Source organism: Burkholderia sp. PU8-34, assembly GCF_053427725.1.
In genome coordinates, this window is record NZ_JBSAXC010000003.1 from 128882 (window position 1) to 155320 (window position 26439).

The following is a 26439-nucleotide window of genomic DNA, read 5'->3' on the forward strand; positions in this document are numbered from 1 at the left end:
GCGCCGCGGCAAGGACATCATGGCAATTACACTGACCGAAAAAGCAGCGCAGCACGTCCAGAAGTATCTGGTCCGGCGCGGCAAGGGGCTGGGCCTGCGGCTCGGCGTTCGCACGACCGGGTGTTCCGGCCTCGCGTACAAGCTCGAGTATGTCGATGATCTCGCACCCGAGGATCAGGTGTTCGAGAGCCATGGCGTGAAGGTCGTCGTCGATCCGAAAAGCCTCGCGTATATCGACGGCACCGAGCTCGATTTCGCGCGCGAAGGCCTGAACGAAGGGTTCAAGTTCAACAACCCGAACGTGAAGGACGAGTGCGGCTGCGGCGAATCGTTCCGCGTGTGACGCACCGCGCGATGCGGGCAAGAGGCGGCACATGCCGCCTTTTTAATGCGCGGCGATTGCCGCGCACGAACTGGGATTGAACGCGACGATGGTCTCGCTGAAAGACAGCCACTTCGACCTGTTCCACCTGCCGGCGCAGTTCGCGATCGACGACGCGGCGCTCGACGCCGCGTACCGGACCGTGCAGACGCAGGTGCATCCGGACCGCTTCGCGGCGGCCGGCGATGCACAGAAGCGCATCGCGATGCAATGGGCGACCCGCGCGAACGAGGCGTACCGGACGCTGCGCGATCCGCTGAAGCGTGGCACCTATCTGCTGTCGCTGCGCGGCGTGGATATCGGCGCGGAAAACAACACCGCGATGGAGCCGGCGTTCCTGATGCAGCAGATGGAGTGGCGCGAAGGCATCGAGGATGCCGCTGCCGCGCGCAACATCGATGCGCTCGACGCGCTGCTCGCCGAACTGCGCGACGAGAAGCGCTTGCGGCTCGAGCGCCTCGGCACGCTGCTCGACAGCGGCGCCGATCAGGCTGCCGCCGAGGCGGTGCGCCAGCTGATGTTCATCGAGCGGGTTGCGTCGGAAGTGAGCGCGCAGATCGAGCGGCTCGAACATTAACCGCGTGCCTCGCGGCACGCGCAGCAAACGGGCGCGAACGCCCGAACGAACCAAGATGGCTTTACTGCAAATTTCCGAACCGGGCATGGCGCCGGCGCCGCACCAGCGGCGGCTCGCCGTCGGGATCGATCTCGGCACGACGAACTCGCTCGTCGCGGCCGTGCGCAACAGCGTGCCGGAAGTGTTGCCGGACGACGCGGGCCGCATGCTGCTGCCGTCGGTGGTGCGTTACCTGGAGAAGGGCGGCCGCCGCATCGGCCACGATGCGAAGGAGCAGGCCGCCACCGATCCGCGCAACACGATCGTGTCGGTCAAGCGCTTCATGGGCCGCGGCAAGGCCGAGGTCGAAGGCGCGGCCAATGCGCCGTACGAATTCGTCGACGCGCCGGGCATGGTGCAGATCCGCACCGTCGACGGCGTGAAGAGCCCGGTCGAGGTGTCGGCCGAGATTCTCGCGACGCTGCGCCAGCGCGCGGAAGATACGCTCGGCGACGAACTGGTCGGCGCGGTGATCACGGTGCCGGCCTATTTCGACGACGCGCAACGCCAGGCGACGAAGGACGCCGCGCGGCTCGCCGGCCTGAACGTGCTGCGCCTGCTGAACGAGCCGACCGCGGCGGCGATCGCCTACGGCCTCGACAACGCGGCCGAAGGCCTCTATGCGGTGTATGACCTCGGCGGCGGCACGTTCGACCTGTCGATCCTGAAACTGACGAAGGGCGTGTTCGAAGTGCTCGCCGCGGGCGGCGATTCGGCGCTCGGCGGCGACGATTTCGATCACGCGCTGTTCGCCCACGTGCTCGCACAGGCCGGCATCGACGCGCAGACGCTCGCGCCCGAAGATGTGCGCCTGCTGCTCGACCGCGTGCGCGTGCTGAAGGAAGCGCTGTCGGCGGCGCCGCAGGCGTCGCTCGACGTCATGTTGTCGACGGGCGCACAGCTCGCGCAGACGGTCACGCACGACGCGTTCGCCGCGCTCGTCGAGCCGCTCGTGCAGCGCACGCTGACGCCGACCCGCAAGGCGCTGCGCGACGCGCAGGTGACGCCGGCCGACATCAAGGGTGTCGTGCTCGTCGGCGGCGCGACGCGTATGCCGGTGATCCGCGACGCCGTCGCGAAGCATTTCGGGCAGCCGCCGCTCGTGAATCTCGATCCGGACCAGGTCGTCGCACTCGGCGCGGCGATCCAGGCCGACCTGCTCGCGGGCAACCGCGGCGGCGGCGACGACTGGCTGTTGCTCGACGTGATCCCGCTGTCGCTCGGCGTCGAGACGATGGGCGGGCTCGTCGAGAAGATCATCCCGCGCAATTCGACGATCCCGATCGCGCGCGCGCAGGAATTCACGACCTTCAAGGACGGCCAGACCGCGATGGCGATCCACGTCGTGCAGGGCGAGCGCGAGCTCGTCGCCGACTGCCGGTCGCTCGCGCGCTTCGAGCTGCGCGGCATTCCGCCGATGACGGCTGGCGCCGCACGGATCCGCGTGACCTATCAGGTCGATGCGGACGGGCTGCTGTCGGTGTTCGCGCGCGAACAGCATTCCGGTGTCGAAGCGTCGGTCGTCGTGAAGCCGTCGTACGGCCTGGCCGACGACGACATCGCGAAGATGCTCGAGGAAAGCTTCAAGACCGCCGAGATCGACATGCGGGCGCGTGCGCTGCGCGAGGCGCAGGTCGAGGCCGAGCGGATGATCGAGGCGACGGAAGCGGCGCTCGCTGCCGACGGCGAACTGCTGGATGATGCCGAGCGCGCGGACGTCGATGCGCACGTCGCGACGCTGCGTACGGTCGCGCAGGGCGACGACACGGACGCGATCGAAGCGGCAACCAAGGCGCTTGCGGAAGGCACCGACGAATTCGCCGCGCGCCGGATGGACAAGAGCATCAAGCGCGCGCTGGCGGGCCGGCGGCTCGACGAGATCTGAACGAATGACGTGCGCGCCGGCCGGCGACGGCCGGCGCTATGATGAATCGTGCGGCGCAGGCCGCCGCACCTGGACTGACGGAACGGACATGCCTCAACTGGTGGTGCTGCCTCACGTCGAACTGTGCCCGGACGGCGCAGTGATCGACGCGACGCCCGGCAAGAGTATTTGCGACAACCTGCTCGACAACGGCATCGACATCGAACACGCGTGCGAGAAGTCGTGCGCGTGCACGACGTGCCACGTGGTGATCCGCGAGGGTTTCAACGATCTGGAGCCGTCCGAGGAGGACGAGGACGACCTGCTCGACAAGGCGTGGGGCCTCGAGCCGACGTCGCGTCTGTCGTGCCAGGCGATCGTGCAGGAAGATTCGGACCTGGTGGTCGAGATCCCGAAGTACTCGATCAATCACGCGAAGGAAGGTCACTGACCGAGGAGGGCAGGCGATGAAATGGACCGATTCGCGCGAGATCGCGATCGCGCTGGCGGAAAAGCACCCCGACATCGATCCGCAGCGGATCAACTTCGTCGATCTGCGTCAGTGGGTGCTCGAACTCGACGGGTTCAGTGACGACCCGAAGCACTCGGGCGAGAAGATTCTCGAAGCGATTCAGGCGCACTGGATCGACGAATCCGACTTCGACGAAGAAGACTGAACGGCGCGGCGCGTTGCATCGTACGCGGCCCCCGCAAGAAACACGGCTCGTGAGCGATCACGAGCCGTTTTCGTTTGTGTGTCGGGCTGCCCGCGCTTCGTACGCGGGCAGTAGGGCGATCACGCGCCGACCAGCGTCCCGTTCTCGATCCGCACGCGCTGACCCTGCCCGAACGGCGGCGGGTTGTTGTGGTACGTGAACGTGCGCGTCGTGCCGTTTTCCATCTGCACTTGGACCTGGTAGTCGGTTTCCGCGCGCACCTGCTTCTCGACCTGGTTGCCGGCGAGGCCGCCGCCCAGCGCGCCGAGCAGCGTCATCGCGGTACGGCCATTGCCGCGACCGAACTGGTTGCCGAGCAGGCCGCCTGCCGCGGCGCCGCCGACTGCGCCGATACCCGAGCTCTGGCCGGGCGTGCGCATCTGGTTGATCGCGACGACCGTGCCGCAGGTCTGGCAGTAGGACGGCGACGGTTGTTGAGCATAACCGCCGCCCTGCTGCGCGTATTGAGGCGGCTGCGGCACCGTCGACGCATGATGGCGATGGTGCGTCGTCGCCGGGCGCGGTGCGGGTTGCGGCTGGGCCTGGGCGACCGGCTGCTGCTGTTGCTGCTGCTGTGCGGCTTGCTCGGCCGCGATCTGTTGCGCTTGCGCGGCGCGTGCCGCGCTGGCTGCCACCGCCGTGTCGACGGCCGGCTGCGACGCGATCAGCGCGGCCTGGGTCTGGCCGTTCTGCTCGTTGTTGCCGGTGGCCTTCGGGAACACGCCGGTGATGGCGGCGGTCGCCGCGAGGCTCGCGACGATGACGGCGCCCGCCGCGGTGGCGACGAGCGGGTGGAGGCGTTGCTTTTGCGGCGTGGTCTGGTTCTGGTTATCCATTTTTGCTCTCCTATGTCGACCGGCGTGGGCGCTTCAGCGCTTGCTCCGGTCCCATGCAAAGCTCGCACGCAATCGTGCGTTTATTTTGCAAAGGCAGTGTCGTCCAGGCGCGAGCGAACCGCCGTATCAAGTTGTAACGATTCGCAGCGGGAAAACGTCAGGCAACACCGGGAAAACCCGCGGGAGGCCGATTCGACAAGGAGATATAACGGGGGATGATCAGTTGCCGGCGAACGCCGGCAGGCGGGATTTACGCGCGGTTACAAAGCTGACGCCTGCGCGCCACGGGGGCGCGCAGGCGATGCGGGTCAGTCTTCGCGGCGCAGGTGCGGGAACAGCAGCACGTCGCGGATCGTCGGGCTGTCGGTCAGCAGCATCACGAGACGGTCGATGCCGATCCCGCAGCCGCCCGTCGGAGGCATCCCGTACTCGAGCGCGCGGATGTAGTCGGCGTCGAAGAACATCGCTTCCTCGTCGCCGGCGTCCTTCTGCTCGACCTGCTTCTTGAAGCGCGCGGCCTGGTCTTCCGGGTCGTTCAGCTCCGAGAAGCCGTTCGCGATCTCGCGGCCGGTCATGAACAGCTCGAAGCGTTCGGTGATGCCCGGCACCGTGTCCGATGCGCGAGCGAGCGGCGACACCTCGACCGGGTAGTCGATGATGTACGTCGGCTCCCACAGCTGCGCTTCGGCGGTTTCCTCGAACAGCGCGAGCTGCAGTGCGCCGAGGCCCGCGTTCAGGAACGCCGGCTGCGTGACGTCGACGCCGAAGCGCTTCAGTTCGCTGCGCAGGTACGCGTCGTCGGACAGCTGGCCGTCCGTGTATTGCGGCGCGTACTTCTGGATTGCCTGCGTGATCGTCAGGCGATGGAACGGCTTCGCGAGGTCGAGCTCGCGGCCCTGGTACTGGATCGTCGCGGTGCCGAGCGCATCGATCGCCGCCTGGCGGATCAGCTGCTCGGTGAAGTCCATCAGCCAGCGGTAGTCGGTGTACGCGGCGTAGAACTCCATCATCGTGAATTCCGGATTGTGGCGCGGCGACACGCCCTCGTTACGGAAATTCCGGTTGATCTCGAACACGCGCTCGAAGCCGCCGACGATCAGGCGCTTCAGGTACAGCTCCGGCGCGATGCGCAGGAACATCTGCATGTCGAGCGCATTGTGATGCGTGACGAATGGCTTCGCGGCCGCGCCGCCCGGGATCGGGTGCAGCATCGGCGTCTCGACTTCCATGAACTCGGCCGAGTCCATGAACTTGCGGATCGACGCGATCGTCTTGGTGCGCGCGCGGAACGTGTCGCGCGTTTCCGGCGTGACGATCAGGTCGACGTAGCGCTGGCGATAGCGCATTTCCTGGTCGGCGAGGCCGTGGAACTTGTCCGGCAGCGGACGCAGCGCCTTCGACAGCAGGCGCAGCTCCTTGCACTGGACCGACAGCTCGCCCTTGTTGGTGCGGAACAGCACGCCGCGCGCGGCGACGATGTCGCCGAGGTCCCATTTCTTGAACGCGTCGTAGGTTTCCGCGCCGACGTCGTTCGGCGTCACGAAGAACTGGATCTGGCCCGAACCGTCCTGCACCGTCGCGAAGCTCGCCTTGCCCATCACGCGCTTGAGCATCATGCGGCCGGCGATCGCGACCTCGAACGGGTTCGCTTCGAGCGCAGCCTTGTCCGAGTCGGCGAATTGCGTCTGCAGATCGGCGGCGTGGTGCGTCGGGCGGAAATCGTTCGGGTAGGCGACGCCTTGCTCGCGCAACGCGCGCAGCTTCTCGCGGCGCTCGGCGATGATCTGGTTTTCGTCCGCCGCGACGGCGGGCTGCGTTTGGGTTGATTCGTTCATGATGGTCGGGATTCGGTGTGGGTGCGGCAACGCAAACGGGGAAGGCGGCGCGGCCAGGCCGCGCCGCGGCGCTTACACGCCCTGTTTGAGGCTCGCGCTGATGAAGTCGTCGAGATCGCCGTCGAGCACCGCTTTCGTGTTGCTCATTTCGACGTTCGTACGCAGGTCCTTCACGCGGCTCTGGTCGAGCACGTACGAGCGGATCTGGTGACCCCAGCCCACGTCGGTCTTGCTCGATTCGAGCTTGTCCTGCTCGGCCTGGCGCTTGCGCATCTCGGCTTCGTACAGGCGCGACTTCAGCATCGCCATGGCTTCCGCGCGGTTGCGGTGCTGCGAGCGGTCGTTCTGGCACTGCACGACGATGCCGGTCGGCATGTGCGTGATCCGCACCGCCGAGTCGGTCTTGTTGATGTGCTGGCCGCCCGCGCCCGATGCGCGGTACGTGTCGATCCGCAGGTCGGCCGGGTTGACCTCGACTTCGATCGAGTCGTCGATTTCCGGATACACGAACACCGACGAGAACGACGTATGGCGGCCGCCCGACGAGTCGAACGGCGACTTGCGCACGAGGCGGTGGATGCCGGTTTCGGTGCGCAGGTAGCCGTATGCGTATTCGCCCGAGACCTTGATCGTCGCGTTCTTGATGCCGGCGACGTCGCCGTCGGATTCTTCGAGCACTTCGGCCTTGAAGCCCTTGCGCTCGCAGTAGCGCAGGTACTGGCGCAGCAGCATCGACGCCCAGTCGCACGCCTCGGTGCCGCCGGCGCCGGCCTGGATGTCGATGAAGCAGTTGTTCGGGTCGGCCGGGTTCGAGAACATCCGGCGGAACTCGATGTCGCCGACGCGCGCCTCGAGCTTCGCGGCGTCGTCTTCCGACGCGACGAGGGTGTCTTCGTCGCCTTCCTCGCGTGCCAGCTCGAACAGGTCGAGCGCGTCGTGCAGGTCGCTATCGAGCGCCGTCAGCGTCATGACGACGCCTTCGAGCAGCTTCTTTTCGCGGCCGAGCGCCTGGGCGTTCTTCGAATCGTTCCAGACGTTCGGGTCCTCGAGTTCCTTGTTGACTTCGGTCAGACGCGCAGCTTTGGCGTCGTAGTCAAAGATACCCCCGAAGCTCGCCCGCGCGGTTGCGCAGGTCGAGCAGGGAGCTTTCGATCGCGTTGAGACGTTCCGCTTCCATGATCGTTTCGCTTTTCGTGCTTCGTAAAAAAGCGGAATTATAGCCGATCGGGGGGGCGTCCCGGTGTCGCCGGCGGGGGCGAACGCGCGCCGGCGCCCCGCCTGCGCGAGGCGGCGCGCGGCCCGGTGGGCTCAGGCGGCCGCGTGCTCGACGATCAGCTGCACGCGCGTCACGCCGTTCCAGGTGTCGGCGACGAGGCGGTATGCGACGAGCGCGCGCGGCGGCAGCGGCTCGGTGTGGTTGAACCAGATCGCGTTGAAGCGCTGGCGGCCACGGGCGAGCTGGAGTTTCAGGTGCTTGTCCTTCACGAGCGACTGCGACACGACGTCGAATTCGCCGGAGAAGAGCGGCGCCGGAAAGCCCTGGCCCCACACCGCCGCGTCGAGCAGTTCGACGAACTGCGGCGTGAAGTACGCGTCCTCGAGCTCGCCGTCGGTCTCGATCACGCGCGCGAGCGCGTCGTCCGACAGCCACTCGCGCGCGACCGCCTCGAACGCGGCCGCGAAACGCGGCACGTTCGCGGTGTCGAGCGTGACGCCGGCCGCCATCGCATGGCCGCCGAACGCGACGAGCAGGTCCGGTTCGCGCTTCGACACGAGATCGAGCGCGTCGCGCAGGTGGAAACCGGGGATCGATCGCCCGGAACCCTTGACGCGTGCGCCTTGTTCGTCCGCATGCGCGAACGTGAACGACGGCCGGTGGAATTTCTCCTTCAGGCGCCCGGCGACGATGCCGATCACGCCCTGGTGCCATTCCGGGTTGAACAGCGTGATCGTGCACGCGTCGGCCGGATCGACTTGCGCGAGATCGGCGAGCGCCTGCTGCTGCATGCCGGCCTCGATCTCGCGGCGTTCGCGGTTCATCGTATCGAGCTGCTGCGCGAGTTCCCACGCGCGGCCGACGTCGTCGGTGATCAGGCACTCGATTCCGAGCGACATGTCGGACAGCCGCCCGGCGGCGTTCAGCCGCGGGCCGAGCCCGAAGCCGAGGTCGAAGCCCGACGCGCTGCGGGCTTCTCGGGCGGCCGCGCGGAACAGCGCGGCGACGCCCGGCTGCATCCGGCCGTTGCGGATCCGCTGCAGCCCCTGCGCGACCAGCACGCGGTTGTTGCCGTCGAGCCGCACGACGTCGGCGACGGTGCCGAGCGCGACGAGGTCGAGCAGGCCGTCGAGACGCGGCTCGGCGTCCTTGCTCGCGAACGCGCCGCGGCGGCGCAGCTCGGCGCGCAGCGCGAGCAGCACGTAGAACATCACGCCGACGCCGGCGATGTGCTTGCTCGGGAATGCGCAGCCCGGCTGGTTCGGGTTGACGATCGCGCGCGCGGCGGGCAGCGCGTCGCCGGGCAGGTGATGGTCGGTCACGAGCACGTCGATGCCACGCGCGTTCGCGGCCTCGACGCCCGCAACGCTCGCAATGCCGTTGTCGACGGTGATCAGCAGGTCCGGCTTGCGCGCGGCCGCCAGCTCGACGATCTCGGGCGTGAGGCCGTAGCCGTACTCGAAGCGGTTCGGCACCAGATAGTCGATCTGCGCGCCGAACATCCGCAGCCCGCGCACCGCGACCGCGCAGGCGGTCGCGCCGTCGCAGTCGTAGTCGGCGACGACGAGCAGGCGCCGCTGGTCGGCGATCGCGTCGGCGAGCAGCGCGGCCGCGTCGGCGCAGCCCTTGAGCTCGGTGGGCGGGACGAGGCGCGCGAGCGCGGTCTCGATGTCGGACGGCGACTGCACGCCGCGTGCGGCATACAGGCGCGCGAGCACGGGGTGCAGGCCGTGCCGCGCGAGCGCTTCGGCGTCGGCGGGCGCGGCGGGGCGGGTAACGATGTGGGTCATGCGGAGTCGCTTTTTTCGGCTTTATTCGAACAGTGAGGCGAGCGCGCGGCGGCGCCAGAACTTGCGCAGGTCGCCGCGCGTCGCGCGCAGGGTCGCGGAGCTGGTGTCGCCGCACAGCGTGACGTCGACGCTCGCCAGTTCGCCGCGCTGCAGCGCGGCCAGGGCGGGCGCGAACCAGTCGCGCTCCAGCGCGGCGAGCGCGTCATGCCAGCGCGCCCAGTCCTGTTCTATGAATGGGGTCGTGAGCGCCGACAGTTCGACGAGCGTCGCACCGTCGGCGGCGGCGAGCTGGCCGAATGCGGCGGGCGGCGCGCCGGCGTCGGCTCGGGCCGCGCGCGCGAGGCCGAGCGCCGCGGGCGACGCCGACAGCACGCGCGCGAACGGCTGGCCGACCGGCTTCAGCGCGCCTTGCGCGTGGAACCAGATCGAGTTGACGGCGGGCAGGCCGCGCGCCTCGCGCGCTTCGTTGACGGGATGCTGGAACCACGCCATCTGCACTTCGTTCTGCAGCTTCATCCACATCCGCGAGCGTTCGCCCGTGTGCGCCTCGTGCGGCAGCCAGATCTCGATGTTGCGGCCGCTCGCGCGCAACGGCGCGGCGCCGGCCAGGTGGCGGAGCTGTTCGCTCGACAGGTACCAGCGGGTCGGGCGAGGTGCTTCGAGCCGGACGCCGAGCTCCTCGATCAGCGGGCGCGCGACCGCGAGCAGCGCGGCCGCATCGCCGTCTTCGAGCGCCAGCGTGGCCGGATCGACGAGCACGAGATGGTCGTGCGCGATCTCGACGTGCACGGGTTCGACGCAGGCCCATGCGTGGTCGCCCGGGTTGCCGCCGTCGGCGAGCAGCATGTAGGGCGCGAGCGGTGCCTCGTCGGCGGCGCTGCCGTGGGTCGCGCCGAACTGGCGGGCCAGCCAGCGCTCGTGCGGCAGCGTGCGCTGGAAGTCCTCGCCGGCCACCCGCTCGACGAGGCTTGCGCGCGAAAGCAACTTTTCGAGCGCCGGACTGTCCAGCGTGTGCAGGGACGAGGCCGCATCGGCCGCCGATGGCAGCGCGAACGGAACGAGAAAATGGAGGCGTCGGTCGTGCATGATGGTGCGCATTGTATGGCAAACTGCGCGCGTATTCGGGCGGGCCGGCGGCCCGCTTGCGTCCGGCGACCGGATTCGTCCCCGTCCGGGTGGGCGGCAAACCGTCGGGCGGCAAACCGTCGGGCGGCATCCCGTCCGCAGGCCGCCGCCCATGCCGCAACCAGCAGAAAGGATTCGCTTGAAACTTCCGTACGAATGGCAGATCGGCTGGCGCTACACGCGCGCCGGCAAACGCACGACCGGTAACGGCTTCATTTCCTTCATCGCGCTCGTCTCGATGCTCGGCATCGCGTTGGGTGTCGCGGCGCTGATCGTCGTGCTGTCGGTGATGAACGGCTTCCAGAAGGAAGTGCGCGACCGTATGCTGTCGGTGCTCGCGCACGTCGAAGTGTTCTCGCCGACGGGCTCGATGCCCGACTGGCAACTGACCGCGCAGGAAGCGCGCCGCAATCAATCGGTGATCGGCGCCGCGCCGTACGTCGACGCGCAGGCGCTGCTCACGCGCCAGGACGCGGTGAGCGGCGTGATGCTGCGCGGCGTCGAGCCGACGCTCGAGCCGCAGGTGTCGGAAATCGGCAAGGACATGAAGGCGGGCCAGCTCACCGCGCTCGTGCCGGGCCAGTTCGGGATCGTGCTCGGCGACGCGCTTGCCGGCAATCTCGGCGTGACGGTCGGCGACAAGGTCACGCTCGTCGCGCCGGAGGGAACGATCACGCCGGCCGGGATGATGCCGCGGCTGAAGCAGTTCACGGTCGTCGGCGTGTTCGAGTCCGGCCATTACGAGTACGACAGCACGCTCGCGATGATCAACATCCAGGATGCCCAGGCGCTGTTCCGCCTGCCCGCGCCGACCGGCGTGCGGCTGCGGCTGAAGGACATGCAGAAGGCGCCGGAGGTGGCCGTCGAGCTGTCGCATTCGCTGTCGGGCAGCCTGTATATCCGCGACTGGACGCAGCAGAACAAGACCTGGTTCTCGGCCGTCCAGATCGAGAAGCGGATGATGTTCATCATCCTCACGCTGATCATCGCGGTGGCGGCGTTCAACCTCGTGTCGTCGCTCGTGATGACCGTCACCAACAAGCAGGCCGACATCGCGATCCTGCGCACGCTCGGCGCGCAGCCGGGCTCGATCATGAAGATCTTCGTCGTGCAGGGCGTGACGATCGGCTTCGTCGGCACCGCGACGGGCGTCGCGCTCGGCTGCCTGATCGCGTGGAGCATCCCGTGGCTGATCCCGATGATCGAGCATCTGTTCGGCGTGCAGTTCCTGCCGCCGTCGGTGTATTTCATCAGCGAGCTGCCGTCCGAGCTCGTCGCGAGCGACGTGATCAGGATCGGCCTGATCGCGTTCGCGCTGTCGGCGGTCGCGACGCTCTATCCGAGCTGGCGCGGTGCGAAGGTGAAGCCGGCGGAGGCGCTGCGCTATGAATGACCGCGCCACCGCGCTCGCGGATACACGACAACTCATCAAACAGGATTCGGCAGGTATGCAGGAATACGTGCTTCAGGCGCGCGGAATCACGAAGGCGTTCGTGCAGGGCGGCTTCAACGTGCAGGTGCTCAACAACACCGAGCTGTCGGTGCGGCGCGGCGAGAAGCTGGCAGTCGTCGGCGCGTCGGGGTCCGGCAAGAGCACGCTGCTGCACGTGCTGGGCGGTCTCGACGAGCCGAGCGCAGGCGAGGTGTCGCTGCTCGGCAAGCCGTTTACGCAGCTCGCCGAGCGCGAGCGCAACGACCTGCGCAATCGTGCGCTGGGCTTCGTCTATCAGTTCCACCACCTGCTGCCCGAGTTCACCGCGCTCGACAACGTCGCGATGCCGCTGCGCATCCGCCGGATGACGACCGAGGCCGCACGTGAAGAGGCGCATGCGATGCTCGCGCGCGTCGGTCTCGGCCCGCGCGCGAAGCACCGGCCGGGCGAGCTGTCGGGCGGCGAGCGGCAACGTGTCGCGATCGCGCGCGCGCTCGTGACGAAGCCCGCGTGCGTGCTCGCCGACGAACCGACCGGCAACCTCGACGGCACGACGGCCGACACGGTGTTCAACCTGATGCTCGAACTGTCGGAAACGCTGGACACGAGCTTCGTGATCGTCACGCACGACCCGGATCTTGCCGCGCGCTGCGACCGCATCATGCGGCTGCGCGACGGCCTGCTGCACGAAGAGCCGGCCGTACCGGTCTGAAACATCCATCCGCGTCCCGCGCGCAGGCAGCCTTCCGATTGGAGGCCGCAGCGGGCGGGGCGGCCCGGCGAGGTCTGATATGTGGATCGACACGCATTGCCATCTCGATGCCGCCGAATTCGATGCCGACCGCGATGCGGTCGCGCAGGCGGCGCGCGACGCGGGGGTGGCGCGCGTCGTGATCCCGAGCGTCGGGCGCGACAACTTCGCGACGGTGCGCGAGCTCGCGCACCGCACGCCGGGCGCGGTCTATGCGCTCGGCATCCATCCGATGTATACGCCGCATGCGCGTGATGGCGATCTCGACCTGCTGCGCATGGAAATCGAGGCGAGCCTGGACGATCCGCGCTTCGTCGCGATCGGCGAGATCGGCCTCGACTACTTCGTGCCGGGGCTCGACGAGGCGCGGCAGCAGTTGTTCTACCAGGGCCAGTTGGAGCTCGCGCGCGAGTTCGACCTGCCGGTGCTGTGCCATGTCCGCAAGTCGCAGGATCGCGTGCTCGCGGGGCTGCGCCGCTTCGGCGTGCAGCGCGGCATCGCGCATGCATTCAACGGCAGCTTCCAGCAGGCCGAAGCGTACCTCGCGCAGGGCCTGCATCTCGGCTTCGGCGGCAACGTGACGTTCACGCGCGCGCTGCAGATCCGCCGGCTCGCGGCGCAATTGCCCATCGACGCGCTCGTCGTCGAGACGGATGCGCCGGACATCGCGCCCGAATGGGCGTACCGATCCCGCAATACGCCCGACCAGGTGCCTCGCATCGGCGACGTGCTCGCCGAGCTGCGCGGCGTCGACGCGGCCACGCTGGCCCTATGCACTTCGGCTAACGCGCGCGCCGCGCTGCCCCGACTCGCGCTTTCGTCCGCATAATCGTTTCCGGACGGCGCGGCGGCTGCCAAGCGCGGCGCCGGGTTGGCGAGGAGGCGGGATGCGTGTGTGGTGGGTGGCATTCGCGCTCGGCGTCGTCATGCTGCAGCGGCAGGCGGCGTTGCCTGGCGCGGTGGGGTGGTGTGGCGGAGCGGCGGCGCTGGCAATGTTCACGGCAGCCGGCATCGCGTGTGCGCGACGGCGCCCGCGCACGCGGGCGACCATGGCCCTCGGTTGGCTGTTGTGTGCGGCCGCGGCCGGTGTGGCGGGATTCGGGTATGCGGCCGCGCGGGCCGAGTGGCGGCTGCGCGATCATCTGCCCGCCGCGTGGGAAGGGCGCGACATCACCGTCACGGGCACGATCAAGGGGTTGCCGGTCGCCGACGACGCGGGCACCCGGTTCCTGTTCGCCGTCGAGTCGAACGATGCCGGTCTTGCCGATTTCCCCCCGCTGATCCGTCTGTCCTGGCGCACTTACGGCGCTCGTCCGGAGGCGGCGATCCCGGACCTGCGTGCCGCGCAACGCTGGCGCCTGACAGTGCGCCTGAAGCGGCCGCACGGCGAGGCCAATCCCGGCGTGCGCGACAGCGAGGCCGCGTGGCTCGGCGCCGGGATTCGCGCGCTCGGCTACGTGAGCGCGCCGCAGCGGGCCGCACGGATCGACGCGCGGGCGCGCGGTGTGCAGGCATCGGTCGACTGGTTGCGCGACGCGTTGCGGGAACGCATCGCTGGGACGCTCGGGCCGCACGCGCGCCACCGCGGCATCGTTGCCGCGCTCGCGATCGGCGACCAGTCCGGCATCGGCATCGGCGACTGGCGCGTGTTGCGCGACACCGGCACCAGTCATCTCGTCGCGATCTCGGGCTTGCACGTCGGCCTGGTCGGCGGGATCGCGGGCTGGCTCGCGTCGGCCGTCTGGCGCCGCATCCGCTGGCGGCATCGGGCGGCCGCGCTCGTCGTGCCGGCGCCTTACGTCGCCGCGCTCGCAGCCCTGGCGGGGGCGCTGGGCTATGCGTCGCTTGCCGGCTTCAACGTGCCGGCGCAGCGCGCGTGGTGGATGATCGCGGCGGGCGGCAGCGCGTATCTGGCGGGGCGCAGCGTGCCTTCGTCGTCGGTACTGTGCGTGGCGCTGGGCGGCGTGCTGCTGGCCGATCCGTGGGCCGTGCTGTCGGCCGGCTTCTGGCTGTCGTTCGGCGCGGTCGCCGTGATCCTGCTGTCCGTGGCGGGCTGGCGCGCGGCGCGTGAGCCCCGCGGCGATCCGGCCGATGGCGGGATCGGCGAACGATTGCGTGCGGGGTATCGCCTCGCGGCTCGCCGCGTGGCGGAAGCGTCCCGGGTGCAGTATGCAGTCACGATCGGGCTTGCACCGCTGACGGCCGCGTGGTTTGCGCAGATCTCCGTGTCGGGGCCGCTCGCCAACGCGTTTGCGATTCCGTGGGTCGGCAGCGTCGTCACGCCCGTCGTGCTGGCCGGCATCGCGCTGCCCGCACCGGTCGACGCCCATGCGTTCCGGCTCGCGCACGCGCTGCTTGAACCGATGATGGCGGCGCTCGCGTGGCTCGCCGGCTGGCCGCGCAGCGTGTTCTGGCTGCCGATGCCGGGCTGGCCGGTGCTGGTGCTTGCGTGCGTGGGCGTGGTGTGGGTGTTGCTGCCGCGCGGCTGGCCGCTGCGCTGGGCGGCGCCGCTCACGTGGCTGCCGCTCGTCGCGCCGGCGCCGGATCGGCCGCCGGAAGGCGGCTTCCGGCTGACCGTGCTCGACGTCGGGCAGGGCGCGGCGGTGCTGATCGAAACCGCGCGGCGGACGCTGCTGTTCGATGCGGGGCCGGGGCCGGAATCGACCCATGCCGGCGAGCGGATCGTCGCGCCGTTCTTGCGCGCCCGCGGCATCCGGACGCTCGATACGCTCGCGCTCAGCCATGCCGACGCCGATCATGCGGGCGGGGCAAGCGCGGTTTATGCGGCCGTCGACGTGCGTCAGTTGCTGGCCGGGATACCGGCCGCGAGCCGGCTGTGGCGCGACGCGCAGGCGGCCGGCGTGACCGACCGCGTGCCATGTGCGGCCGGGCAGCGCTGGGCCTGGGACGGCGTGACGTTCACGATGCTATGGCCGCGCGGCGGGCCGGGCGCCGGCGCGACGAACGGGCAGTCGTGCGTGCTGCGCGTCGACGCGGGCGGCACGTCCGCGCTGCTGACGGGGGACATCGACGCGCGCGTCGAGCGCCAGCTCGTCGACGCGGACCGCGATGCGCTCGCCGCGCAGATCCTGATCGTCCCGCATCACGGCAGCCGCTCGTCGTCGGTCGAGCCTTTCCTCGATTCGGTGGGGCCGCGCGTCGCGGCTTTTCCTGTAGGCTATCGCAATCGTTTCGGGCACCCGCACCGGACCGTCCTCGCGCGCTACGCGGCGCGCGGGATTCCGCTGCCGCGCACCGATCGCGACGGCGCCGTGCGGTTCGACGTCGCGCCGGCGGAAGGCGGGTTCACGTTCGAAACTCATCGCGATGCGCAGCGCCGCTACTGGATGGATCGATGACGCGATGCGCGGGCCGACCGCGAAGCATGGGGCCTGAGTAAGTGCTGAAGCACTAACTCAGGCCGACAAAGGAGACACAGGGGTTTGAAGGACATCCTCCACTTTTCGCATGCGAACGGTTTTCCGGCATCGACATACCGGACGATCTTCGCCGAACTGGCCGACGACTACGAACTGCGCTACATCGAGCGGATCGGCCACGACCGGCGCTATCCCGTCACGCGCGACTGGCCGCATCTCGTCGAGCAATTGCTCGACGACATCGGCAGCCGCTACGAGCGGCCGGTGTGGCTCGTCGGCCATTCGCTCGGCGGCTACCTGTCGCTGATGGCCGCGTTGAAGAAGCCGCAGTGGGTGCGCGGCGTCGTGATGCTCGATTCGCCGATCATCGCCGGCTGGCGCAGCGGCGCGTTGCGCGCGAGCCAGTGGGCGGGGCTCGACGAGCGGCTGTCGCCGGCCGCGGCGACACGCAACCGCCGCACGCACTGGGCGAGCCGCGACGAAGTATGGCGCCACTTCCATGAAAAACCGGCGTTCGCGCGCTGGGACGAACGGATGCTCGCCGACTATATCGACTACGGCATCCCGCAGGCAGCGGCCGACGGCGAGCGCGCGCTCGCATTCGACCGGCAGGTCGAATACCTGATCTACCGGACGCTGCCGCACACGCTCGGCCCGCGGCTCGCGCACGGCGCGCCGGTGCCGCTCGGCTTCCTCGCCGGCACGCGTTCGCGTGAAGTGCGCCAGGTCGGGCTCGATGCGACGCGGCGCGCGACGCACGGGCGCATCGAGTGGCTCGAAGGCAGCCACCTGTTCCCGATGGAGCGGCCGCTCGAGACAGCCCGTGCATTGCAGCGAATGCTGAATACGCTGCGCGCACACGAGGATGTGGCACCGCTCGAGAAGAGCGCCTGACGCGCCGATCGCGACCGCACGCCGCTCATGACCGCGGCCCGTCGCGCGACGCGACCCGACCAGGCGGCCGGTCGCCGTCCGTCCGGTGCGCTGCACGGGCAGCCGACGGAAGGGCACTATCATCACGTCAATTGCTGAGAGAAGGGCGGGCTTTACGGTATAATCCGTTTTTCCCGCGAGCATCCAGCGATGACCAAATATGTTTTCGTCACCGGCGGCGTAGTTTCGTCCCTTGGCAAGGGGATTGCCGCCGCCTCCCTCGCCGCGATCCTCGAATCGCGCGGTCTGAAAGTCACCCTCCTCAAACTCGATCCCTACATCAACGTCGACCCCGGCACGATGAGCCCGTTCCAGCACGGCGAAGTGTTCGTGACGGAAGACGGCGCGGAGACGGATCTCGACCTCGGCCACTATGAGCGCTTCATCAGCACGAAGATGCGCAAGGCCAACAACTTCACGACCGGCCAGATCTACGAATCGGTGATCCGCAAGGAGCGCCGCGGCGACTATCTCGGCAAGACCGTGCAGGTCATTCCGCACATCACGAACGAAATCCAGGCGTTCATCGAGCGCGGGGCGGCATCGGCCACCTGCGGCGAGCCGGACGTCGCGATCGTCGAGATCGGCGGCACGGTCGGCGACATCGAGTCGCTGCCGTTCCTCGAGGCCGCGCGCCAGATGAGCCTGCGCCTCGGCCGCAACAGCGCGTGCTTCGTGCACCTGACGCTCGTGCCGTACATCGCGACGGCCGGCGAGCTGAAGACGAAGCCGACCCAGCACAGCGTGCAGAAGCTGCGCGAGATCGGCATCCTGCCGCACGTGCTGCTGTGCCGTGCGGACCGCCGCATTCCGGACGACGAATCGAAGAAGATCTCGATGTTCTCGAACGTGCCGGAAGACGCCGTGATCTCGGTGTGGGACGCCGACAGCATCTACAAGATTCCGCAGATGCTGCACGACCAGGGCCTCGACCGGATCATCTGCGAAGAGCTGAAGCTGTCGCCGCATGACGCCGATCTGAGCATGTGGTCGGAGCTCGTCGAGAAGCTGGAGAACCCGAAGCACGAAGTGACGATCGGCATGGTCGGCAAGTACGTCGAACTGACCGAATCGTACAAGTCGCTGATCGAGGCGCTGCGTCACGCGTCGCTGCACACGTCGACCAAGGTCAACATCGAGTACATCGACTCGGAAGAGATCGAGGCGAACGGTGTCGACAGCCTGAAGCACCTGGATGCGGTGCTCGTCCCGGGCGGCTTCGGCCGTCGCGGCACGGAAGGCAAGATCGCGGCGATCCGCCATGCACGCGAGGCGAAGGTGCCGTATCTCGGCATCTGCCTCGGCATGCAGCTCGCGGTGATCGAGTTCGCGCGCGACGTCGCCGGCCTCAAGCACGCAAACAGCACCGAGTTCGATCAGGACACGCCGGAACGCGTCGTTGCGCTGATCACCGAGTGGTACGACCGCGAAGGCAAGGTCGAGAAGCGCACCGAGGAGTCCGATCTCGGCGGCACGATGCGTCTCGGCTCGCAGCGCTGCCCGATCAAGCCCGGCACGCTGGCTGAAGAGATCTATGGCAAGGACGTGAACGAACGTCATCGCCACCGTTATGAAGTCAATAACCGCTTCGTGCCCCAGCTCGAGGCCGGCGGCCTTATCATCAGCGCCCGTACCCCGAGCGAGGATCTGCCGGAAATGATGGAGCTGCCGCGCTCGATGCACCCGTGGTTCGTCGGCGTGCAGTTCCACCCGGAATTCACGTCCACGCCGCGTGACGGTCACCCCCTCTTCAAGTCGTTCGTCGAAGCCGCGCTGGCCAACAAGCAAGCGCGCGGAGTGAAAGCATGAAGCTGTGCGATTTCGAGGTCGGTCTCGACAAGCCTTTCTTCCTGATCGCGGGTACCTGCGTCGTCGAATCGGAGCAAATGACGATCGACACGGCGGGCCGCCTGAAGGAGATCTGCGAGAAGCTGAACGTTCCGTTCATCTACAAGTCGTCCTACGACAAGGCGAACCGCAGCTCGGGCAAGTCGTTTCGCGGCCTCGGAATGGACGAGGGCCTGCGGATCCTGTCCGAGGTGAAGCGCCAGCTCGGCCTGCCGGTGCTGACCGACGTGCATTCGATCGAAGAGATCGAGCCGGTCGCATCGGTCGTCGACGTGCTGCAGACGCCCGCGTTCCTGTGCCGCCAGACCGATTTCATCCATGCGTGCGCGCGCTCGGGCAAGCCCGTCAACATCAAGAAGGGCCAGTTCCTCGCGCCGCACGACATGAAGAACGTGATCGACAAGGCGCGCGACGCGGCGCGTGAAGCGGGGCTGTCGGAAGACCGTTTCATGGCGTGCGAGCGCGGCGTCTCGTTCGGCTACAACAATCTCGTGTCGGACATGCGTTCGCTCGCGATCATGCGCGAGACGAATGCGCCGGTCGTGTTCGACGCGACCCACTCGGTGCAATTGCCGGGCGGGCAGGGTACGAGCTCGGGCGGTCAGCGCGAATTCGTGCCGGTGCTCGCACGGGCGGCAGTTGCGACGGGCGTCGCGGGGCTGTTCATGGAGACGCACCCGAAGCCGGCCGAAGCGAAGTCGGACGGCCCGAACGCGGTGCCGCTGAACCGGATGGGCGCGCTGCTGGAGACGCTCGTCACGCTCGACCAGGCGGTGAAGCGCAATCCGTTCCTGGAAAACGATTTCAACTAAAGACCGAATGAACCTTGCGGCGGCTTCGCGCGTCAGTAGCGGAAGCGGCTCCGGCGCGTACGCCGTCGCAGTTTGAAGAATCCATCGTCATTCTCAGAGGAAACCCATGAGTGCAATCGTAGATATCATCGGCCGCGAGATTCTGGATTCGCGCGGCAACCCCACCGTCGAATGCGACGTGCTGCTCGAATCGGGCACGATGGGCCGCGCGGCGGTGCCGTCGGGCGCATCCACCGGCTCGCGTGAAGCGATCGAACTGCGCGACGGCGAAGCCGGCCGCTACAACGGCAAGGGCGTGCTGAAGGCAGTCGAGCACATCAACACCGAAATCTCCGAAGCCATCATGGGCCTCGACGCGTCGGAACAGGCGTTCCTCGACAAGACGCTGCTCGAGCTGGACGGCACCGACAACAAGTCGCGCCTCGGCGCGAACGCGATGCTGGCCGTGTCGATGGCCGTCGCGAAGGCGGCCGCCGAAGAGGCCGGCCTTCCGCTGTACCGCTACTTCGGCGGTTCGGGCGCGATGCAGCTGCCGGTGCCGATGATGAACATCGTCAACGGTGGCGCGCACGCGAACAACAGCCTCGACATCCAGGAATTCATGATCGTTCCGGTGAGCCAGCCGACGTTCCGTGAAGCCCTGCGTTGCGGCGCCGAAGTGTTCCACGCACTGAAGAAGATCCTGAGCGACCGCGGCATGAGCACGGCAGTCGGCGACGAAGGCGGCTTCGCGCCGAACTTCGGCAGCAACGACGAGTGCCTGTCGACGATCCTGCAGGCGATCGAGAAGGCCGGCTACCGTGCGGGCGAAGACGTGCTGCTCGCGCTCGACTGCGCGGCATCCGAGTTCTACCACGACGGCAAGTACCAGCTCGCGGGCGAAGGCCTGCAGCTGTCGTCGGCCGAGTTCACCGATTACCTCGCGACGCTCGCGGACAAGTTCCCGATCGTGTCGATCGAAGACGGCATGCATGAAGGCGACTGGGACGGCTGGAAGCTGCTGACCGAGCGCCTCGGCAAGAAAGTGCAGCTCGTCGGCGACGACCTGTTCGTCACGAACACGCGCATCCTGAAGGAAGGCATCGAGAAGGGCATCGCGAACTCGATCCTCATCAAGATCAACCAGATCGGCACGCTGACCGAAACGTTCGCGGCGATCGAGATGGCGAAGCGCGCGGGCTACACGGCCGTGATCTCGCACCGCTCGGGCGAAACGGAAGATTCGACGATCGCGGACATCGCGGTCGGCCTGAACGCCGGCCAGATCAAGACGGGTTCGCTGTCGCGCAGCGACCGCATCTCGAAGTACAACCAGCTGCTGCGCATCGAGGAAGATCTCGGCGACATCGCGAGCTACCCGGGCAAATCGGCTTTCTATAACCTGCGCTAACGCGCTACCATCGGGTTAGTTACTTCGACGCCGCTCTGCGTGATGCGTGGAGCGGCGCTTCTTATATCTGCGTCTCGTACATGCGCCTTGTTACTGTCGTCCTGATTGCCTTGCTGGCGCTCATTCAGTATCCCCTATGGTGGGGGCATGGCGGCTGGTTGCGGGTGCACGAATTGCGTCAGCAGCTCGACGGCCAACTGCAGAAGAACACCGACGAAAAGCTGCGCAACGAGCGGATCTCCGGTGAAGTGCAGGATCTGCAGGGCGGCACGGCAGCGATCGAGGAGCGTGCGCGCTACGAGATGGGGATGGTGAAGGACGGCGAAGTGTTCGTGCAGTTCGTGTCGCCGAACGCGCCGGTAACGCCGGTCAACAGTACGGCCAACAACACGTCGACGCGCGGCGAAGTGTCGGCAGCGCCGGTGCGCGTCGTGCCGAACCCGCAGTCGATCGCGAAGCCGTCGCGGCATCACGGCGGCGAGAAGGGCAAGGCAGTTCACCACTGATTGCCGAAAACGGACACCCATTGAAAAAGCGCGGAAAATTCCGCGCTTTTTTTATTTCCTGACGGTCGTCAATCGACCGGGCGCCACCGTCACCACCACCAGCCCGGATAGCCGTACGTGACGCCGGTTCCCCAGCGCGGCCCCCAGCCGCCGCCGTAATAGCCGCCATACACCGTGACGGGCGGCGGTGCGTAGTACGACCATGCGCGCGCGGCGGCTTCCGCGGCCATTGCATCGTTCTGCTCGCGCAATGCCTGTCGGTCGATTTCGTCGTAGCGCTTGCGCTCGGCGGGCGTCAGCACACGCGGCTGGCCACCCGATGCGCCGGACTCCGGCAGGCGGCTCAGGATCGTGGAGGACGGCTGCACCGCGCAGCCGGCGAGGGCGAGCGCGCCGGCTGCGGCGCTCGTCGTGACGATGGTGCTGACCAGGCGCTTCAGGTGATTCATGTCCTTCTCCAGCGGGGCGGCGGCGGGCACCGAAGGTTGCAGCCTCCTTCGGCGCCGGGGCGGTGCGCTCGACGCTCGTCCGTCATTATGCGCCCGCGCATGCGGGCGGGGCGCGCGACGCTCAGTGACGCTGCTCGGCGGCAGGCGCCACTCCGCTCGCATGCTCGGGCGTCGCGAACAGTTGCGCGGCGTCGACGGGATCGAATTCGTAGCGCTGATTGCAGAACTCGCAATGGATCTCGACGTGGCCGCGCTCGGCGATCACGCCTTCGACTTCGTCGCGGCCGAGCATGCGCAGCATCGCGCCGACCTTCTCGCGCGAACACGTGCAATGGAAGCGCGTGCCGGCCGGTTCGAAGTGCTGCACGTTTTCCTGCCAGAACAGCCGCCGGAACACGACTTCCGGCTCCACCTCGAGCAACTCCTGCGCGGACAGCGTGCCGCCGAGCGTGCACACGCGTTCCCACGTGTCGATATCGGTTTCCGCGGCGCGCGGCACGATGCCGCCGTCGCCGGGCAGCTTCTGCAGCAGCATGCCGACCGCGCGATCGCGATCGGCGGCGAGCCACAGGCGCGTGTCGAGCTGCTCCGAGTGGTGCATGTAATGCTCGAGCACCTGCGCGACCGATTCCAGCGGGCCGTGTTCGCCGTTCAGCGGCACGATGCCCTGGTACGGCTGCTGGCCCGGCAGCTTGTCGGCCGGATCGAGCGTGATCACGCAGCGGCCGTGGCCGCTCGCGTTGACGAGTTCGGCGAACTGCGCGTCGTCCCCGATCGTCTGCGCGACGTCTCCGGAGAACTTCGCGGTTGCGCGCATCGACAGGTCCGAGCTGCATTGCACGACCAGCATCTTCACCGGCCCGTCGCCGAAGATCTGCATGACGAGGGTGCCGTGAAATTTCAGGTTCGCCGACAGCAGCGCGCATGCGGCCATCATCTCGCCAAGCACCGTGCGGACGGGGGCCGGATAATCGCGGCGCGTGAGCACTTCCTGCCACGTATTGCGCAGCGAAACGATCTCGCCGCGCACGGGCGCCGCATTGAACATGAATTTCTGTAACTGGTCGCTCACTCTTCTTCCTTGAAAATCGCGCGAATCAGCCGATTCGCACGAGTTGCTCCTTGAAATGCGCACGCCGCTCGACGTACGTCATGGCGTTCTTGCGCAGCCGCGCGACGTCTTCGGCCGACAGCTCGCGCACCACCTTTGCCGGTGCGCCGAGAATCAGCGAATTGTCCGGGAACGTTTTGCCCTCCGTTACGACCGCGCCGGCACCAACCAGACAGTTGCGGCCGATCACCGCACCATTCAAGACCACCGCCTGAATGCCGATCAGCGAACCTTCGCCGATCGTGCAGCCGTGCAGCATCGCCTGGTGACCGATCGTCACGTTCTCCGCGATCGTCAGCGGATAGCCGGGATCGGTATGCAGCACCGCGCCTTCCTGCACGTTGCTGCCCGCGCCGACCGTGATCGGCTCGTTGTCGCCGCGAATCGTCGCGCCGAACCATACGCTCGAATTTTCCTCGAGCACGACTTTGCCGATGATGGCCGCCGTATCGGCGACGAACACGCTTTCGTGGATCGTCGGGGCGGTTTCGCCCAGCTTGTAGATCGTCACGGAGTCTCCTTGGGTCTCGTTCGTGGGTCTCGTTCGGTGCGCGCCGGTAAAATGGCGCGTTTGGCCCGGCGGTCGCCGCCGTGGCACAGACGCGTATTGTAAACCGTTGCGGGCGCAGGCTCCCGCCGCGTATTCCGTGGTGTCCCCGTTTATGAGCATGGTGTTTCCTTCCTCTTCCGACGCGTCGGTCTGCGTGCGCCGCGCGGCGCTCGACGCGCTGCGCGAGCCCGAGCCGGCGGCCAAGGCCGCGCAGGTGTGCGCGCTGCACGAGGCGCTGAGGGCCGGCCAGGCGACGATTGACGCGCCGCTCGTCCTCGCCGAGCCCGCCGGTCTGCCCGGGCGCCCCGCACGTCCGGCGCTGGTCGAGCCGCGCCAGCTCGAGCGGCGCAGCATGCGTTCGCCCGAGGGCCGCGCAGTGCTGCTGCACGCGCTCGCGCATATCGAATTCAACGCGATAAATCTGGCCCTCGATGCGGTGTGGCGCTTTGCGGGCCAGCCGGAAGACTTCTATGCGGACTGGCTGAAGGTCGCGGCCGAGGAGGCGTATCACTTCTCGCTGCTGGCCGGCCGGCTCAACGAATTCGGGCATGCGTACGGCGATTTCCCGGCGCACAACGGCCTGTGGGAGATGTGCGAGCGCACCGCGGGTGATGTGCTCGCGCGCATGGCGCTCGTGCCGCGTACGCTCGAGGCGCGCGGGCTCGATGCGTCGCCGCCGATCCGCGCGCGGCTCGCGCAGGCGGGCGATCATGCGTCGGCCGCGATCCTCGACGTGATCCTGCGCGACGAAATCGGTCACGTCGCGATTGGCAACCGCTGGTTCCGGCATCTGTGTAGCGAGGCGGGGCGCGATCCGGTGCCGACCTACCAGCAGCTGGCCGAACAGTACCAAGCGCCGCGTCTGCGTGGGCCGTTCAATTTCGACGCGCGCCGCAGCGCCGGCTTCGAGCCGGCCGAATTGGACGCGCTCGCGGCGCAGGACGGCGCCGACGCAGGTGCCGCGTCGTAGAGAAGTGCCTCGATACGCGTGCCGATTGCCGGGGACGTCGGCGCAGCACACGCAGCATCGCTATAATCGAACGATCATTCTTTTTTTGGGGCGGCTGCGATGAGTGCGTCGAGTTCTGTTTCCGATTTCGTCACGGTGCGTGGCGTCAAGCTGCATGTGCGGCGCTGGGGCCGGCGGGATGCGCCGACCCTGTTCATGCTCCACGGCTGGATGGACGTCGCGGCATCGTTCCAGTTCGTCGTCGACGCGCTCGCGGGTGACTGGCAGGTGATCGCGCCGGACGCGCGCGGCTTCGGGCTGTCCGACTGGCCGGTCGCGCGGCAGGGCGGCGGCCATTACTGGTTCCATGAATATCTCGGCGACCTCGACGCGCTGATCGACCACTACGCACCCGCTGGCGAGGTCAACCTGGTCGGTCACAGCATGGGCGCGAACGTCGTGTGCCTGTATGCCGGCGCGCGGCCGGAGCGCGTGCGGCGTGTCGTCGACCTCGAAGGTTTCGGCCTCGCGCCCGCGCGGGCCGAACAGGCGCCGCGCCGGCTGCGCGGCTGGCTCGACGACCTGCGCGAGCCGCCGGCGCTGAAACCGTATGTGTCGCTCGACGAAGTGGCCGCCCGCCTGATCAAGACCAACCCGCGGCTCGATCCGCGCCGCGCCGCGTTCCTGGCCGCGCACTGGTCGAAGCGCGGCGACGACGGGCGCTTCCATCTGCTCGCGGATCCCGCGCACAAGATGATGGGGCCGCTGCTGTACCGCCTGGACGAGGTGATGGCGACCTGGTCGCAGGTGCGTGCGAAGGTGCTGCACGTCGAGGCGGTCAATTCGCCGACGCTCGCGCATCTGGCCGGCGACATCCCGCTGCCGGAATTCAAGGCGCGCTTCAACGCGTTCCCGGACTGGCGCGAGAAACTCGTCGAGGACGCCGGCCACATGGTTCACCACGACCAGCCGGAGCAGATCGCGGCGCTGATCGAGGCGTTCTGCGCATAGCGCGCGCGGCGGGCGCGGACGGACGGGCAGGGCTGGGGCGCGGCGGCGGAATGCCGCATTGCAGTAGAATGAAGCTTCACTCCGATGCCGACAATGAACGCCGATCTCCACTGCCATTCGAATGTTTCCGACGGGCTGCTGTCGCCCGTCGACGTTGCGCGCCGAGCCCATGCTGGCGGCGTCACCCTCTGGGCGCTCACCGACCACGACGAGGTCGGCGGCCAGGCGGCGGCGCGCAGCGAGGCGGAGGCGCTCGGCATGCAATACCTGAACGGCGTCGAGATTTCCGTGACCTGGGCATCGCGTACCGTGCACATCGTCGGCCTGCACATCGATCCGGAGAATCCGGCGCTCGTCGACGGCCTGTACCGCACGCGCCATGGCCGCGCGGCTCGCGCGCAGGCCATCGCCGCGCAACTCGACAAGCTCGGCATCCCGGGCGCCTACGACGGCGCGCTGAAGTACGTGTCGAACCCCGACCTGATCTCGCGCACGCATTTCGCGCGCTTTCTCGTCGAGAACGGCCACGCCGAATCGACTTCCGACGTGTTCGACCGCCTGCTCGGCGACGGCAAGCCCGGCTTCGTGCCGCACCGGTGGGCCAAGCTGTCCGACGCAGTGCAATGGATCCGCGGCGCGGGCGGCGAGGCGGTAGTCGCGCATCCGGGCCGCTATCGCTATACGCCGGTCGAGTTCGACGCGTTCTTCGGTGAATTCATCGATCTCGGCGGCCGGGCGATCGAGGTGGTGACCGGCAGTCACACGCCGGACCAGTACCGCGAGTATGCGGACGTTGCACGCCGTTTCGGCTTCGAAGTGTCATCCGGTTCCGATTTTCACGCGCCGGGTGAAGGCCGCATCGAGCTGGGCAGCTTGCCGCCGCTGCCGTCCGACCTGAAACCCGTCTGGGAACGCTGGCTCTGACGCGTGCCGCAGG

General features: G+C 68.0%; 25 protein-coding genes. 17 read left to right on the forward strand and 8 right to left on the reverse strand.

All coding sequences use genetic code 11. The features are described from left to right. Window positions 1–19: 19 nt before the first annotated feature. From iscA to iscX, 5 genes are all read left to right on the forward strand, one after another. Window positions 20–343 (forward strand): iron-sulfur cluster assembly protein IscA, encoded by a 324-nt coding sequence (iscA, locus tag ACV22Z_RS08875; protein WP_010091953.1) that lies wholly within the window; start codon window positions 20–22, stop codon window positions 341–343. 88 nt (window positions 344–431) lie between these two features. Further along, the gene (hscB, locus tag ACV22Z_RS08880) at window positions 432–959 is read left to right on the forward strand and encodes a Fe-S protein assembly co-chaperone HscB (protein ID WP_448075946.1); all 528 of its coding nucleotides are present in this window, start codon (window positions 432–434) and stop codon (window positions 957–959) included. 55 nt (window positions 960–1014) lie between these two features. Beyond that, window positions 1015–2883 (forward strand): Fe-S protein assembly chaperone HscA, encoded by a 1869-nt coding sequence (hscA, locus tag ACV22Z_RS08885; RefSeq protein ID WP_448075947.1) that lies wholly within the window; start codon window positions 1015–1017, stop codon window positions 2881–2883. Window positions 2884–2971: 88 nt separating this feature from the next. Continuing rightward, window positions 2972–3313, forward strand: a complete 342-nt coding sequence (gene fdx / locus ACV22Z_RS08890) for an ISC system 2Fe-2S type ferredoxin (RefSeq protein ID WP_448075948.1) — start codon at window positions 2972–2974, stop codon at window positions 3311–3313. Between the two features lie 16 nt (window positions 3314–3329). Continuing rightward, the gene (gene iscX / locus ACV22Z_RS08895) at window positions 3330–3539 is read left to right on the forward strand and encodes a Fe-S cluster assembly protein IscX (protein ID WP_448075949.1); all 210 of its coding nucleotides are present in this window, start codon (window positions 3330–3332) and stop codon (window positions 3537–3539) included. A 119-nt stretch (window positions 3540–3658) separates the two neighbouring features. Here iscX and ACV22Z_RS08900 read toward each other — a convergent pair whose 3' ends face one another. The 5 genes from ACV22Z_RS08900 to ACV22Z_RS08920 form a co-directional block, all read right to left on the reverse strand. Next, window positions 3659–4414, reverse strand: coding sequence for a glycine zipper 2TM domain-containing protein (locus tag ACV22Z_RS08900; protein WP_448075950.1), 756 nt, complete (start codon window positions 4412–4414; stop codon window positions 3659–3661). A 308-nt stretch (window positions 4415–4722) separates the two neighbouring features. Next, window positions 4723–6249, reverse strand: a complete 1527-nt coding sequence (lysS, locus tag ACV22Z_RS08905; RefSeq protein WP_448075951.1) for a lysine--tRNA ligase — start codon at window positions 6247–6249, stop codon at window positions 4723–4725. A 72-nt stretch (window positions 6250–6321) separates the two neighbouring features. After that, on the reverse strand, window positions 6322–7218 hold the full coding sequence (gene prfB, locus ACV22Z_RS08910) for a peptide chain release factor 2 (RefSeq protein WP_448075952.1): 897 nt from the start codon (window positions 7216–7218) through the stop codon (window positions 6322–6324). 339 nt (window positions 7219–7557) lie between these two features. Beyond that, window positions 7558–9255: a single-stranded-DNA-specific exonuclease RecJ gene (gene recJ / locus ACV22Z_RS08915; protein ID WP_448075953.1), complete on the reverse strand. Its 1698-nt coding sequence runs from the start codon at window positions 9253–9255 to the stop codon at window positions 7558–7560. A 21-nt stretch (window positions 9256–9276) separates the two neighbouring features. Continuing rightward, on the reverse strand, window positions 9277–10353 hold the full coding sequence (locus tag ACV22Z_RS08920) for a regulator (RefSeq protein WP_448075954.1): 1077 nt from the start codon (window positions 10351–10353) through the stop codon (window positions 9277–9279). Window positions 10354–10519: 166 nt separating this feature from the next. On the opposite strand from ACV22Z_RS08920, the gene ACV22Z_RS08925 reads away from it, so the two are divergent. The 9 genes from ACV22Z_RS08925 to ftsB all read left to right on the forward strand — a co-directional run bounded on the left by ACV22Z_RS08925 (window position 10520) and on the right by ftsB (window position 21432). Continuing rightward, the gene (locus ACV22Z_RS08925; RefSeq protein ID WP_448075955.1) at window positions 10520–11773 is read left to right on the forward strand and encodes a lipoprotein-releasing ABC transporter permease subunit; all 1254 of its coding nucleotides are present in this window, start codon (window positions 10520–10522) and stop codon (window positions 11771–11773) included. After that, entirely contained in the window at window positions 11766–12524 is a 759-nt protein-coding gene (lolD, locus tag ACV22Z_RS08930; protein WP_448075956.1) for a lipoprotein-releasing ABC transporter ATP-binding protein LolD, read from the forward strand. Before ACV22Z_RS08925 ends, lolD begins: the two co-directional genes overlap by 8 nt. Window positions 12525–12603: 79 nt before the next feature. Next, complete coding sequence (locus ACV22Z_RS08935) at window positions 12604–13392, forward strand: TatD family hydrolase (protein ID WP_448075957.1); 789 nt, start codon at window positions 12604–12606, stop codon at window positions 13390–13392. Between the two features lie 58 nt (window positions 13393–13450). Further along, window positions 13451–15922 (forward strand): DNA internalization-related competence protein ComEC/Rec2, encoded by a 2472-nt coding sequence (locus ACV22Z_RS08940; RefSeq protein WP_448075958.1) that lies wholly within the window; start codon window positions 13451–13453, stop codon window positions 15920–15922. 84 nt (window positions 15923–16006) lie between these two features. Further along, window positions 16007–16837 carry an alpha/beta fold hydrolase gene (locus ACV22Z_RS08945; protein ID WP_448075959.1) on the forward strand — a complete coding sequence of 277 codons (831 nt, stop codon included), beginning with the start codon at window positions 16007–16009 and terminating at the stop codon, window positions 16835–16837. A gap of 189 nt (window positions 16838–17026) precedes the next feature. Beyond that, entirely contained in the window at window positions 17027–18685 is a 1659-nt protein-coding gene (locus ACV22Z_RS08950) for a CTP synthase (RefSeq protein WP_448075960.1), read from the forward strand. After that, the gene (kdsA, locus tag ACV22Z_RS08955; RefSeq protein ID WP_448075961.1) at window positions 18682–19536 is read left to right on the forward strand and encodes a 3-deoxy-8-phosphooctulonate synthase; all 855 of its coding nucleotides are present in this window, start codon (window positions 18682–18684) and stop codon (window positions 19534–19536) included. Before ACV22Z_RS08950 ends, kdsA begins: the two co-directional genes overlap by 4 nt. Before the next feature lie 106 nt (window positions 19537–19642). Next, window positions 19643–20926 (forward strand): phosphopyruvate hydratase, encoded by a 1284-nt coding sequence (gene eno / locus ACV22Z_RS08960; RefSeq protein ID WP_011885396.1) that lies wholly within the window; start codon window positions 19643–19645, stop codon window positions 20924–20926. An 80-nt stretch (window positions 20927–21006) separates the two neighbouring features. After that, entirely contained in the window at window positions 21007–21432 is a 426-nt protein-coding gene (gene ftsB, locus ACV22Z_RS08965; protein ID WP_448075962.1) for a cell division protein FtsB, read from the forward strand. 89 nt (window positions 21433–21521) lie between these two features. On the opposite strand, the gene ACV22Z_RS08970 is transcribed toward ftsB, so the two are convergent. The 3 genes from ACV22Z_RS08970 to ACV22Z_RS08980 form a co-directional block, all read right to left on the reverse strand. Further along, window positions 21522–21881, reverse strand: coding sequence for a hypothetical protein (locus ACV22Z_RS08970; protein WP_448075963.1), 360 nt, complete (start codon window positions 21879–21881; stop codon window positions 21522–21524). A 121-nt stretch (window positions 21882–22002) separates the two neighbouring features. Next, window positions 22003–22953 carry an Hsp33 family molecular chaperone HslO gene (hslO, locus tag ACV22Z_RS08975; protein ID WP_448075964.1) on the reverse strand — a complete coding sequence of 317 codons (951 nt, stop codon included), beginning with the start codon at window positions 22951–22953 and terminating at the stop codon, window positions 22003–22005. 25 nt (window positions 22954–22978) lie between these two features. Next, the gene (locus tag ACV22Z_RS08980) at window positions 22979–23503 is read right to left on the reverse strand and encodes a gamma carbonic anhydrase family protein (protein WP_448075965.1); all 525 of its coding nucleotides are present in this window, start codon (window positions 23501–23503) and stop codon (window positions 22979–22981) included. A gap of 151 nt (window positions 23504–23654) precedes the next feature. Between ACV22Z_RS08980 and ACV22Z_RS08985 the strand changes: the two genes are divergently transcribed. The 3 genes from ACV22Z_RS08985 (at window position 23655) to ACV22Z_RS08995 (ending at window position 26426) form a co-directional block, all read left to right on the forward strand. Next, window positions 23655–24512 carry a ferritin-like domain-containing protein gene (locus ACV22Z_RS08985; RefSeq protein ID WP_448076378.1) on the forward strand — a complete coding sequence of 286 codons (858 nt, stop codon included), beginning with the start codon at window positions 23655–23657 and terminating at the stop codon, window positions 24510–24512. A gap of 99 nt (window positions 24513–24611) precedes the next feature. Further along, window positions 24612–25502 carry an alpha/beta fold hydrolase gene (locus ACV22Z_RS08990; RefSeq protein WP_448075966.1) on the forward strand — a complete coding sequence of 297 codons (891 nt, stop codon included), beginning with the start codon at window positions 24612–24614 and terminating at the stop codon, window positions 25500–25502. 93 nt (window positions 25503–25595) lie between these two features. Next, a complete protein-coding gene (locus ACV22Z_RS08995; protein WP_448075967.1) occupies window positions 25596–26426 on the forward strand; it encodes a 3',5'-nucleoside bisphosphate phosphatase in 831 nt (276 codons plus the stop codon). Window positions 26427–26439 lie beyond the last annotated feature (13 nt).